General features: G+C 30.6%; 8 protein-coding genes. 2 read left to right on the forward strand and 6 right to left on the reverse strand.

The genetic code is table 11. The annotated features are described in order from the left end of the window. Nucleotides 1-71 precede the first annotated feature (71 nt). Both AQ1685_RS15285 and AQ1685_RS15290 read right to left on the reverse strand, forming a co-directional pair. Complete coding sequence (locus tag AQ1685_RS15285; RefSeq protein ID WP_095073579.1) at nucleotides 72-1,463, reverse strand: anthranilate synthase component I family protein; 1,392 nt, start codon at nucleotides 1,461-1,463, stop codon at nucleotides 72-74. Between the two features lie 179 nt (nucleotides 1,464-1,642). Next, a complete protein-coding gene (locus AQ1685_RS15290) occupies nucleotides 1,643-3,352 on the reverse strand; it encodes a glycoside hydrolase family 9 protein (RefSeq protein WP_157730245.1) in 1,710 nt (569 codons plus the stop codon). Between the two features lie 245 nt (nucleotides 3,353-3,597). On the opposite strand from AQ1685_RS15290, the gene asnB reads away from it, so the two are divergent. Beyond that, complete coding sequence (gene asnB / locus AQ1685_RS15295; protein ID WP_095073583.1) at nucleotides 3,598-5,259, forward strand: asparagine synthase B; 1,662 nt, start codon at nucleotides 3,598-3,600, stop codon at nucleotides 5,257-5,259. A 238-nt stretch (nucleotides 5,260-5,497) separates the two neighbouring features. Then, on the forward strand, nucleotides 5,498-5,944 hold the full coding sequence (locus AQ1685_RS15300; RefSeq protein ID WP_095073586.1) for a helix-turn-helix domain-containing protein: 447 nt from the start codon (nucleotides 5,498-5,500) through the stop codon (nucleotides 5,942-5,944). Between the two features lie 93 nt (nucleotides 5,945-6,037). Here the strand turns inward: AQ1685_RS15300 and AQ1685_RS15305 are convergent, their stop codons facing one another. The 4 genes from AQ1685_RS15305 to AQ1685_RS15320 all read right to left on the reverse strand — a co-directional run bounded on the left by AQ1685_RS15305 (nucleotide 6,038) and on the right by AQ1685_RS15320 (nucleotide 12,964). Further along, nucleotides 6,038-6,862, reverse strand: coding sequence for an endonuclease/exonuclease/phosphatase family protein (locus tag AQ1685_RS15305; protein ID WP_157730246.1), 825 nt, complete (start codon nucleotides 6,860-6,862; stop codon nucleotides 6,038-6,040). Nucleotides 6,863-6,930: 68 nt separating this feature from the next. After that, nucleotides 6,931-7,953, reverse strand: coding sequence for a hypothetical protein (locus tag AQ1685_RS15310; RefSeq protein ID WP_095073590.1), 1,023 nt, complete (start codon nucleotides 7,951-7,953; stop codon nucleotides 6,931-6,933). Between the two features lie 505 nt (nucleotides 7,954-8,458). After that, nucleotides 8,459-10,390: a CocE/NonD family hydrolase gene (locus AQ1685_RS15315; RefSeq protein ID WP_095073592.1), complete on the reverse strand. Its 1,932-nt coding sequence runs from the start codon at nucleotides 10,388-10,390 to the stop codon at nucleotides 8,459-8,461. A gap of 75 nt (nucleotides 10,391-10,465) precedes the next feature. Next, on the reverse strand, nucleotides 10,466-12,964 hold the full coding sequence (locus tag AQ1685_RS15320) for a zinc-dependent metalloprotease (protein WP_095073593.1): 2,499 nt from the start codon (nucleotides 12,962-12,964) through the stop codon (nucleotides 10,466-10,468). Between the last annotated feature and the right edge of the window lie 28 nt (nucleotides 12,965-12,992).

Here is a 12,992-nt window from a genome sequence, read left to right on the forward strand (position 1 = left end):
TTTTGTATTGAGTACTTAGTACCGAGTATTAAGACATAACTTATTTCTTAATACTTTTTACTTAATACAGTTTATATTTTCTCTGCTAAGGTTAATGCTTTCTTTAATGCTGCTAGTTTGTTATTTACTTCTTGTAACTCTTTTTCTTCATCAGAATGAATTACAATTCCTGCTCCTGCTTGATAATACAACACATTGTTTTTACTTACAAATGAACGAATACCAATCGCTAAGTTTACATCTCCATCTAAACCTAAAATCCCTACTGCTCCACCATAAAAACCACGTGACTGGTTTTCATATTTATCAATCAATTGCATTGCTTTATATTTTGGCGCTCCACTTAATGTTCCTGCAGGAAAAGTATCTCCAACAACTTTAATTGGATCTCCGTTTAAATCTCCTTGTACTGTAGAAACTAAATGAATTACGTGACTAAAATATTGTACTTCTTTAAACACCTCTACTGTTACATCGGCAGCATGTTTACTTAGGTCGTTACGAGCTAAATCAACTAACATTACATGCTCGGCAGTTTCTTTTTTATCTTCTGAAAGTTTTTTCCCAAGCTTTATATCTTCAGCCATATTACCCGTTCTTCTGAATGTTCCAGCAATCGGATTAATAATCGCTTTCCCTTCATTAACTTTAATTTGAGCTTCAGGTGAAGACCCCATTAACTTAAAACTTCCATAATCGAAATAGAATAAATACGGTGATGGATTTATAGATCGTAAAGCTCTATACACATTGAACTCATCTCCTTTGTATTGTTGTTGAAATTGACGAGATAATACCAATTGAAATACATCTCCTCTTTTACAATGTGATTTTGCTCTTTTTACATTTTCAATAAACTCTTCTCCTGTTAAATTCGAAGTTTCATCACCAACTATTTCGAATTTTTGCGTATTGAAGGTTTGCGCTTCAATAATTGTTTCTATTTCACTTAATCGTGATGTTTCTCCTTCTTCTAAGTTTTCAATTAATTTCATTTCATCATTGAAGTGATTAATGGCAATCACAAAACGATAAAAACTGTACTGCATCATTGGAATTGCAGAAGGTGCATCTGGATTATTTAATTTGATAGTTTCGAAATACTGAACACTATCGTAAGTTGTATAACCATATAAACCATTGAATGCTTTTAATTCTGGCTCACAATCTAAATCTATGATCTGCGTAAAATCGTTAAATAATTCATTAAAATTTCTATCGATTTTATCTTTTTTCACTTCTTTATTCTTGTGAAAAATTGAAAATTCATCTTTATCTGCTTTAAAAGAAACCATGGGTTCTATACAGATAAATGAATAACTTTCTTCTTTACTATGATAATCTGAACTCTCTAGTAATAAAGTATTTGAATACTTATCTCTCAAACGCAGATATAATCCTACAGGAGTAACTGTATCTGAGATTTTTTGTTTAAAAAGTGTTTTAAATTTTGTAGGTTTCATTGTATTTGGTCAATAAAAAAAGGCTTATCATGAGATAAGCCTTTTTTAGTTATTATTTATATATAACAAGATGGTCTCACTAACGTAAGTTAAGAGTTTTCCACCACCAGTTATTTAATTGTTTCATTTTCATTTGACAACAAATTTATAAAGTCTTTTTTATCTAAACAAGTATTTATTTATTTTTTTGTTTGATAGTATTGAAGTGCGTTTATAACATATACCATAGGTGCATTCCAATTGATAGTTACTTCATTAGAAGCATAGGAACACCAAGTATCAGAATATGATTTTGCTGGCATTTTACTTGTGTATTTACATTTGTCTTGTTGCCCAGGTTGCGGTCCGCCAACAACCATTCCTGGTACTGGTAAATCTACTTTATCTGCTTCTGAAATCCTGTGATGAGGATATTTTGCAGAATTTGTTCCTGCTCCTGTAATATAAGAAGTTCCTGTTCCATTTCTTCCTAACAAATAATCTAAACCAACAAAAACAGCATCTAAATACGATTTATCATTTGTAAGTTCGTAAGCTTTCAAAACATACATTAACTGATTTCCTGCTACTCCATTACTTCCCCAAACATAATCTTTTCCATTCATTGCTATTCGCATTGGAGAATTTGTAATTCTTTCTTTTAATTCGTCTGCTTTGCTTAAAAACTTACTTTTTGCTTTTTCAAATGGAATTCTATCCTTAAAATTCTCACCAAATTTCACAAGAGTGAATAATGTTAAAGCACTAGCATCTTTCCACCAAGGAACTTCATTAGAAACGGTTTCAACTGAAATATCTTTTGCAAATTCTTCCCCTCCAGTAACCACAAACAATTCTGTTGCGGCCCATTGAAACTCTCCTTTTAAATCAAAATCTTCATACTGACCAGTACGCACACCTTTTGGATTTGTAAAATAATCTTTAGGATGTTTTTTTGCCCATTTATAAGCCTTTAAAGCTGCTGTCAATAATTTACTACTGTAGGCTTCTTTTCCTGTTACTTTTGAAAATATTCTAGAAGCAATCGCACAAACTGCCGCAAGATTAAGAGCTGCAGAAGTACTCTTCTTAACTACATACCTATCTAAATTGTATTCATGAGGCATAATTGCTCCAGAAAACTTTAATCCTGAAAGTTTATGATATACTCCTCCATCATTAGGATCTTGCATAGCTAACATCCAATCTAAATTCCAAATTACCTCATCTAGAATATCTGGAATCTCATTTGTATTTTCAGGAATATGATAACTTTTACTTTTGTAATATTCTTGATAGTTTTCAAATGCACTTAATAAAGTATACGTACTTATTCCACTATTGGTAATATACATATTGTAATCTCCAGCATCGAACCAACCTTTTGTAGCAGAAATAATTGTTCCTTCAGGTCTTTCTTTACTTGCCGCAGATTTATGAATGATAACTTTATCATCTTTTAAACCACTTGGTCTTTTCCATACTCCCGCATATTCTTCTGTTAATACTGTTGAAGCTCTATTAAAATAATAATATTTGAAAACATCATCAGCTAGTTTTTTGTATGGATTTTTAAGAACTTTTATGTTTGATTGCTTTCCTGAAACAGACACTACATATTTACCTTCTTTGTTTATAGATGTGAAATCTATAATTCCGACATACTCATTTGCGTCTTTCCAAAAACTATCTACATTCAATTTTCCTGATTGAATTACATTATTTGATTCATCTTTGATTTGATATATAGTTTTAACTTTTGAATTCGCATTTACAGTAATTAATTTTGTTTGTCCTATTGTATAACCTACTTGATTTACTCTAAGTTCAAGTTGATTTCCTTCTAAAGTTTGAGAAGCTAGTTTTACGGTAACAAAAAGTAATACCATCTTAAGGAGTACCTTCATCATTATTTCACTTTTATCTTTATGTTGTTGAATAATGTTACAAGTTAATACAAAAGAAGTATTGAAAAATAGCAAACTTTAATTCAAATTAAACATTTCATTTAAAAATATTACATTTAAAAACAAAAAATACACAAATAATTAAAATTTAAAACCAATACTTATTTTTTTGTTTTTAATAAAAAGTATATTCAAGTAATTTGAACCATAATTAGAAGTAAAATATATAAATAAAAAGATAAAAGATTATGTGTGGAATTGTATGTGCGTTTGATTTAAAAGAGAAATCTGATGTGTTAAGACCTCAGATTTTAGAAATGTCGAAAAAGATTCGTCATAGAGGACCAGACTGGAGTGGAATTTATAGTGATGATAAAGTTATCATGTCTCATGAAAGACTTGCCATTGTAGATCCAACCTCTGGACAACAACCTCTTTTTAGTAGCGATAGAAGATTTGTTTTAGCTGCAAATGGAGAAATATACAATCACCAAGAATTAAGAAAACAATTCGAAGATAAATACGATTTTCAAACAAAATCTGACTGTGAAGTAATTCTTGCTTTATACAAAGAAAAGGGAGTTGAATTTTTAGATGATTTAAACGGAATTTTTGGCTTTGCTGTTTATGATGCTAAAACTGATGAATATTTAGTTGCTAGAGATCATATGGGAATTATTCCTTTATATATTGGCTGGGACAAAAAAGGAACTTTTTATGTAGCTTCAGAATTAAAAGCTTTAGAAGGTTTTTGTAACAAAGTAGAAGTTTTTCCTCCGGGACATTATTATACTCGTGAAGATGGATTACAACGTTGGTACTCTAGAGACTGGATGGAGTATGAAGCAGTCCGAGAAAACCAAACTAGTATAGATGAATTAAGAGATGCTTTAGAAGCTGCTGTTCACCGTCAATTAATGAGTGATGTTCCTTACGGTGTGTTATTATCTGGAGGGTTAGATTCTTCAATTACATCTGCCATTGCAAAAAAATACGCCTCTAAACGTGTAGAAAGTGGTGATGAAGAAGAAGCTTGGTATCCACAGTTACACTCATTCTCTATTGGTTTAGAAGGTTCCCCTGACTTAGCTGCTGCTAAGAAAGTATCTGATCATATTGGAACAATTCATCATGAAATTACATTTACTATTCAAGAAGGATTAGATGCTATCCGTGATGTAATTTACAACTTAGAAACCTACGATATCACAACAATTAGGGCTTCTACTCCAATGTATTTAATGGCTCGTGTTATTAAATCTATGGGAATTAAAATGGTATTATCTGGTGAAGGTGCTGATGAAATTTTTGGAGGATATTTGTATTTCCACAAAGCACCAGATGCAGAAGAATTCCACAAAGAAACAGTTCGTAAACTAGATAAATTATATCAATACGATTGCTTAAGAGCTAACAAAAGTTTAATGGCTTGGGGAATTGAAGGTCGTGTTCCTTTCTTAGATAAAGAATTTATGGATATTGCTATGCGAATTAACCCTGAAGATAAAATGATCAATGGAGAACGTATGGAGAAATGGGTATTACGTAAAGCTTTTGAAAGTTATTTACCAGAAAGCGTAGCTTGGAGACAAAAAGAACAATTCTCTGATGGTGTTGGATACAACTGGATTGACACTTTAAAGGATTTAGTTGAACAAGAAGTAACTGATGAAATGATGAAGAGTGCTCATCATAGATTCCCAGTACAAACACCAAGAGCTAAAGAAGAATATTATTATCGTTCTATTTTCGAAGAGCATTTCCCTAGTGAAACAGCCGCTTTAACAGTGCCTTCTGTACCGTCTATTGCATGTAGTACACCAACTGCGTTAGCTTGGGATGAAAGTTTTAAAAACCAAAATGAACCTAGTGGTAGAGCAATTAAGATGGTTCATGAAGATGCTTATTAATACAATTTTTATTTTTATATTTTAGTGATTGATAAATCCCGAGCTAAGTTTTGTCCTTTTGCTCGGGATTTTTTTATTCTATTTTTTTTACTTCAGACTGTTTTTTCTAAAAATTTCTTCTCTATAATAATTCAAATTAAAGGTAGGGAATTTATTATTTTATTTGTTTTATTTTTAATTAAAAACAACAAGCCTCAAACATACTTAAGACAATTTAAATTAACCTTTTTATCATTTTATGTCTTTTAAAAAACTATCCGAATTATTTAAAAAAACGAGTTTAAGAGATTTTTTTTACTCTGTAAAGAAAAACAAACAAGAAGAATTCTCATTCAATTTCTCAACAATTGAAAATGACGATTTTTTATTAAAAATAAAGTTATTCATTATATCTAAACCCTGTAACGAAAAAATTAATGTCAAAGAAATAGCTAATGAATTTAATTTATCTGAAAGAACTATTTTAAGAAGAATTAAAGCCAAAACAGGATTAACAACAATAAATTTTATTAATCAATGCAAAATGGAACACTCGATTCATTTAATGAACAAAGAGAAAGATTTAAGTATTGCTGAAATAACTTATTGTTTAGGATACAATACTCCTTCATACTTTAGCAAATGTTTTAAAGAAACATATAACAAAACACCTTCTGAAATTAAAAAATATAATAATAACTTATAAAAAAAAAGCATCATCTAAAGCAAAATGCTTTAGGTGATGCTTAATATATTTAATTAAGAAAATAACCTTAGAAGTTAGTACTATTAATAATTACTATTCAATTCTACCCCAAATTGCCCTATGATCAGAAAGTTTCATTTCAATAGTATTATACTTACCTTTCTTTATAAATTTTCTATTTGAATTGATATGATCTCTACCATCATAGTAATGAGACTTGGTTTTTATAATATCTTTTACATCTTCTACAAAAAGATTATAATCTCCTAAGACAACAATATTATTATAAAATTCAATATTAGATCCTAGCCTAGAATTAATATAATCTTTAAATTTGTTCATACCTTCTTTCTCAGATTCAAAATTATTTATGTTCCAATTATAAGTATTATGATAATGAAAAAAATCTATGTTTTGATTTTTAAAAGTAAAAGATACATGCTGTGCCTTTCTTTTCCATCTATCTCCGCCTGGATCTTTCTGTATTTCTTTAGAGTGAGACTGATAAAATGGTATTTTAGATAATGTTAAAATTCCTCCTTTTTTTGTTCTCCAAGAAAAACTACTCCAATTCCAAAATTTTTTTTCTGCTTGAATCTCTGTAAAAAAAACATATTTGAATTCATTAAAAATTTCTTTTATTGTTTTTAACATTTCAGGTTTTACTTCTTGAAAAAACAATATTTTTTCTTCTTTTAATAGCTTTTTAAAAGCTTTTAAATTATCTTTTAAATTTCCTTCATCATTAGGTCCCTTACCTCCATGGATATTATATGTTACAAATTGTAGTTCTTTTTCTTTACTTTTAGAAATCGCTTTTCTTTCTAACTCGTTCTCCTCAATAAGAGTCATATTATCTGTACATGAAAAGAAAATCAAAAAAACTAATGGTAAAAATTTATTAAAGTATTTTTTCATTTTTGTCATTTTAAAGCTTAAGAAAGGGATGAAATAGATTAGAATACTTTTTCATCCCTATAATTAAACTATTGTTCAACAGTAGTGTCATTTATAACCCAAGACCTTACTCTTATCTCTTTTCCTGATTCTTCTGTTACATTAATAGTAAAAAACTCATTATCTTTTCTAGTATACTCATGAAAAAACCAACCTGCTTCTACAGCCCAAAAATGATGCCCTTCATATTTTTTAGCTCCATAATCTGCACCTATTAAACCCTTAAACTCCAGAGGTGCTTTCCATTCTGACTTTATAGTTTGATGACGTTCTGATAACTCCCAAACAACTTCTTTTCCTGCAGGAACCCAAATACCACCACCTTTAAACACCTCAGTTATGGTTTTATCTTTTGAGCCTCCAAAACCATGTTTAAGAGACACGCTAATTTTGGCAGATGCATCAGCAACTAAAGGAACTTTAATCTCACCTCCAAGTTCAACTCCTATATTTCCTTCAACATTCCAATGGCTAGTATTCTTTATAGCCACTCTCCATTCCCCTGGTAATTCCATAAATTTTCTTTTCCCACTTTTATTACGGGCTGATCTTCTATTAGTACCTTCAACTTTTTTCCATTTTCCATAATCAGATTTAGTCCTCTTAATTAAAGTTCCGTTAACTCTATAATCTGCATACCATTTAAATTGTGAATTAGGATTTTTACTTCCTTTTCCACTTTCGAATTTGTTATTGTTAATTGATACACTAACAGGCCACTTATCGCCGCTCTTTAAAGCCCAAGCAAATCTGCCTCTTAAATCATGTTGATTTGTAAAATCAATCGTCTTTTTACCAGATAATCCTTTTAAATCTTTATTATCTAATCTTTTCCAATCATTAGATATTTTAGTCCTTAACCTATTAGAAAAATTATTTTCATTAAAATCATCTTGTATTTTAATAATGGGACCATATACATACTCAACTTCTTCATTGTTTTTTTTACTAGATTCAATTCTATCTAAAGATTCTAGCTCATCATCATTATTACATGAAATGATAAGACAAAAAAATACCAGATACGAAAGTGATTTTATTATTTTTTGCATTTTATTTTATTTTAATAGTTTAAAGAATAATTTAACAAGAGTAATTGTGCACACTTTTATCTACTCACATTATTTTTATTCTAAATCGTTTAATTATTTGCTCGAACATCCGTAAAACTATATTAAAAAAGCAATTTTAGCTCCTAATAAAAAGACACTAACTAAAATAAAATGGACAATGCTAATACATATCGGACAGCAATAGCACAAATCAGACAGTTTTAGTTTTATTGAATAAATAAATATTATCAAAAGTGAAATCCGATGCTCAAAAACGAATAAATAAGTATACATTATGATCAATCTACTTTTTCGAAAAAATTAAAAAAAATAAAATATTAGATTAAATTCTAACAAAAGTATTGTAAGAATTTTTAACGATATATCAGCCCTTTACAAACAAAACATAGTAGTAATTTCAAATAAAGATTGTATTTTACAAAAAACACTAAACAAAAAAAAAACAAACCTACTATAAACCAATAACATAAACACAAACTTCCCACTACCTTAAAACAGAAAATTCAATACTTGAATCTGTAAATACAGTATGTGTTTGCGTTTTAAAATCTTTTGCTTCAGCTTTATAAATATTATCCACATAAGTCTGCGGATTTAAATCTATTAAAGGAAACCAAGTACTTTGCACTTGAATCTGTAGTTTATGACCTTTCTTAAACGTATGAAAAACGTCTTGTAATGTAATATTTACATCTGTTTTTTTGTTTGGAGAAAATGGCTCTGGCTTTGAAAAACTATTTCTAAATCTACCACGCATTACTTCACTACGCACCATCATGTGATAGTTACTTAGTTTTAAATGCGTTTGCATGTCTTCATTATCATTTTTTAAATCTGAAGGATGCACGTCTACAACTTTTACAATCCAATCTGCAGCTGTACCAGTTGTAGCTACTTTTAATTTTGCTAAAATATCTCCTGCTAATGTTAAATCTTCAGTTAACACGTCTGTTTCAAAGACTAATACATCTGGTCTACGGGCAGCAAAACGCTGATCGTCTGTCATATATTTTCTTGGCGTAAATACTGTTTTAATATCTTCTGAATACGGAACAGGACGTTTTACATCACTGATAAACTGAATTTTTGTACTTCCTGCTTTTGCCGATGTCAACTCTTGATTTTCTCCTAAGTAAAAAGATTCTTTTTGAATGTTTTTAGGAGGCCAAGCTTCATAAGATTTCCATTCTTTTTTTCCAGTATCAAAAACATAAGCTTCTGGTAATCCTGAGTTCTTAGATCCATCTCCTTTTAAGAAATGATTAAAAAACTTGGTTTCAATATCTTTTTGAAAGTTTAAAGAAATAGAATCTCCAAAATAATAGTTTCCTACTTTATTTTTTACTTTACTTCTCGACCATCCACCATGATCCCAAGGACCAAAAACCATTGTATTATAATTATTTGGCTGATTCTTTTCTATGCCTTTGTATGTTTCTAACGGTCCGTATAAATCTTCAGCATCAAACCATCCACCTACAACCATTGTTGCAACAGTTGGCGGAACTTTATTTAAATGTTGAATAATACCTTTGCTTTGCCAAACAGAATCATAATTTGGATGTTCTACAATTTCTTTCCAAAAGAAATCATCAATTCTATTTTTATCATTAGCAGCAACTTTTGTATCTAATTTATCGTATTGAAAATATTCATTCAAATTTTTTAATGGACCTTTATCTAAAAAAAACTGATATTGATCTTGTGTATTCATCTTTGGGTATGAGTACCACACAGAATCTGTTGGTTGATCTTTATATGTTCCGAATAAAGAAATTGCTCTAAAGTAACTTAATAAGAAAGCTCCATTATGATGAAAATCATCAAAAAAGAAGTCTCCAATACAAGCCTGAGGTGAAGCTGCTTTTAAAGCTGGGTGCGCATCAATTGCTGATACTGTAGCATAATGACCTGGATAAGAAATTCCCCAAGTTCCAACTTTTCCATTATTATTTTTCACATTTTTAACTAACCAATCGATAGTATCGTAAGTATCTGTAGTTTCATCAGATTCCTTTTCTTTCTTGTTTGGAATATAAGCACGCATATTATCGTAAACTCCTTCGCTCATCCAACGTCCACGAACATCTTCATATACAATAATATTCCCTTCTTTCATTAAATTTGGATTTGGTCCTATTCGCTTTCTGAATTTACCTTCTCCATAAGGTGCACAACTATACGGAGTTCTTTGTAATAAGATCGGATATGTTTTTGTTGTATCTTTTGGAGCATAAATAGTCGCATGAAGTTTAACTCCATCTCTCATGGTAATTTTAACTTCTTTTTTCGTGTAATTGTCTTCTACAAAGGTATCTTGTTTCTCAACTGCTTTGTTTTCTTCTTCATTGTTTTTAGCTGTTGTACAACTTAGAATTAAACTAGCAACTACGAAAAGATTTAGTACTTTTTTCATGTTTAGCTTTGATTGATTTTGAAGTAAATATAAATAAAAAAGAGGTCTATAAAAGACCTCTTTTTAGGTTCCTAACTATTTAGGATCTAATATTTCATTGATTCTTTCAACAGCATCCTGTAGATGATATCTACTTAAACGATTAGAAGTCCTACCTATAGCAGCTTTAACACTTCTTCTTAAAATTTTCAAGTCTGCTCTTACAATAGCTCTAATATCAGACTGACTTACATCTACCCTAGTTCCTCCGAAAAACCTTCTAAATCTTGCAGGGACTGGACGTTGTTCTTTTTCCATTAAAAACTGTAAACGTTCAATATGTGCTCTTTGTAAGTTTCTTCTGTAAGTGTCTATTTTTCTTCCACTATTCAATTCACTCCAAATACCTCTTCTCAGATCTCCTAACATATCAATTGCAGAATACGCTGCTGTTCCATTTAATGTTTCGTTTTCAATCATTCTAGCCAATCTTCCAAAATCTAAAACATTGTTTAATGTTCTAACTTGTGTTCCTCTTAAACGCTCAACACTTCCTGAATTTTCAATTTTATTGAAAATTTCTTCATCAATCAACCAGGTTGGCGTTTTGAATAATTGATCCTGTAAAAACTTCATTGCTTTCTTCTGATGATCTTTACTTACATGAGTGTAAACAGCTCCTTTTTGATCATATGATTTATAGTTTTCGTACACTCCCCCAATATTAGCAGATACATGCCCCATATATCTATTGTATTGTCCTAGTAACTGACCATACATAGTTCCTAACTCACTATAATCTTGTCCGTCTTCTGCTGTCCAATTTATTAAGTTAGGACGGATTCGTTTTAAATTTGCAATTCCATACATACTTGCTTTCATGGCATCATTTCCTATATCTTCAGTTTGTGAACTAGGATCAATAACTCCAAATTGTTGTCTACCGAAACGATACATTGGATCTCCTGCATGCTCTAAAATCCACTGATCTAACACTGGTTTTTCTTCTTCAGCAGTTTTATCTAAAATAGGACGATATCCCCATTTGATAGAATACTTGTCATAAATACCAATATTTGGCATTAACGCTACTCCTTTATCTTCTGGTTGAGCTACGTAATTGAAACGAGCATAATCCATAATAGAAGGTGCTGTTCCATATTTTTTTGTAAAAGTAGCAGAACGTAGGGAATCTACAGGATAAGCAGTAGAACTTCCCATGTTGTGAGGTAAACCAATCGTATGACCAACTTCGTGAGCAGAAACGAAACGAATTAAACGTCCCATAATTTCATCTTTAAACTGATTTGATCTTGCTTCTGGATTAATTGCAGCAGTTTGAATAAAATACCAATTGTGTAATAATGTCATTACATTATGATACCAATTGATGTCTGATTCTAAAATTTCTCCTGATCTAGGATCACTTACGTGCGGTCCGTTAGCATTTGGAATTGGAGATGCTAAATAACGTACAACAGAATAACGTACATCTTCTGGGCTCCAATCCGGATCTTCTTCCTTGCTTGGTGGATCTTTAGCTATGATAGCGTTTTTAAATCCTGCTGCTTCAAAAGCAACTTGCCAATCTTCAATACCTTGCTTAATATATTTTCTCCACTTTTCTGGCGTAGCTCTATCTATATAATAAACAATCGGTTTCTTAGGTTCAACTAATTCACCTCTTTTAAATTTCTCAATATCTTCGTCTTTTACCTCTAATCTCCAACGATCTAAGTAACGAACAGATTTACTTTTCTGTGCTTCTAAACCATAATCTGTTTGAGATCTAGCAAACCAACCTACTCTTCTATCAAAATAACGACGTTTCATAGGTTTTTCTGGTAATAAAATCATAGAGTTACTTAATTCTAATGAAATAGAACCGACACTACCGTTTGATGGTGGTTGACTAGAAAAGTATGTTTTTACATGACGAACTTCAATATTTTTTGGATAACTACTAACACGATCTACAAAAGATCTAGTTTTATCCATTCTTGTAATTTTAAATTGTCTTCTTCTAGATTGAGGAAAACCTAAAGCTTTAACATCAGTAGCAAACAAAGGAGTAGCATCAATAACTGTTGCTGTAGAGTCTTTACTAAACGCTTTTATTGGAAAAGAGAATAAAATTGGTTCAAAATTAGAATTTACAACAGCTTCATGAACTGGTAAAATACTATCTGCAACTACAGAATGAGAAACTACACGTAATAAAATCTTTTTATGCTTTTTCTCCCATCTTAATACTTGTGTATTTTGTTTCCCTCCACCGAAACCAATTCCGCTGGCTGTTTTAGCAATTCTAGTTACCATTAACATTTCTTTCCCAAGTAAAGAATCTGGAATTTCAAAAAGATATGCCTGATCTTTTTCATGAACTTTAAACAAACCTTCGTCTGTTTTATGCTTTTTTGTTACGACCTTTGCATAAGGTTGAATCCCTCCTTTTTTTGGTCTTTTTTTAGGTGGAGCAACGGTTTTCGCCTCCTTCTTTTTATTCTTTTTCTTTCTTCTTTGTGCATCTGCATTTATTGTGACACCCAAAGTCATAAGAACGATAAGAATTCTTGATAATAATTTTATATTCATTAGTAAATTTGTTGAAAAATTTATCGAA

Source organism: Tenacibaculum jejuense, assembly GCF_900198195.1.
GTDB lineage: Bacteria > Bacteroidota > Bacteroidia > Flavobacteriales > Flavobacteriaceae > Polaribacter > Polaribacter jejuensis.

Coding starts and splice junctions, on each gene's coding strand:
- AQ1685_RS15285 (WP_095073579.1), bottom strand. CDS start 1,463: ATGAAACCTACAAAATTTAAAACACTTTTTAAACAAAAAATCTCAGAT.
- AQ1685_RS15290 (WP_157730245.1), bottom strand. CDS start 3,352: ATGATGAAGGTACTCCTTAAGATGGTATTACTTTTTGTTACCGTAAAA.
- asnB (WP_095073583.1), top strand. CDS start 3,598: ATGTGTGGAATTGTATGTGCGTTTGATTTAAAAGAGAAATCTGATGTG.
- AQ1685_RS15300 (WP_095073586.1), top strand. CDS start 5,498: ATGTCTTTTAAAAAACTATCCGAATTATTTAAAAAAACGAGTTTAAGA.
- AQ1685_RS15305 (WP_157730246.1), bottom strand. CDS start 6,862: ATGAAAAAATACTTTAATAAATTTTTACCATTAGTTTTTTTGATTTTC.
- AQ1685_RS15310 (WP_095073590.1), bottom strand. CDS start 7,953: ATGCAAAAAATAATAAAATCACTTTCGTATCTGGTATTTTTTTGTCTT.
- AQ1685_RS15315 (WP_095073592.1), bottom strand. CDS start 10,390: ATGAAAAAAGTACTAAATCTTTTCGTAGTTGCTAGTTTAATTCTAAGT.
- AQ1685_RS15320 (WP_095073593.1), bottom strand. CDS start 12,964: ATGAATATAAAATTATTATCAAGAATTCTTATCGTTCTTATGACTTTG.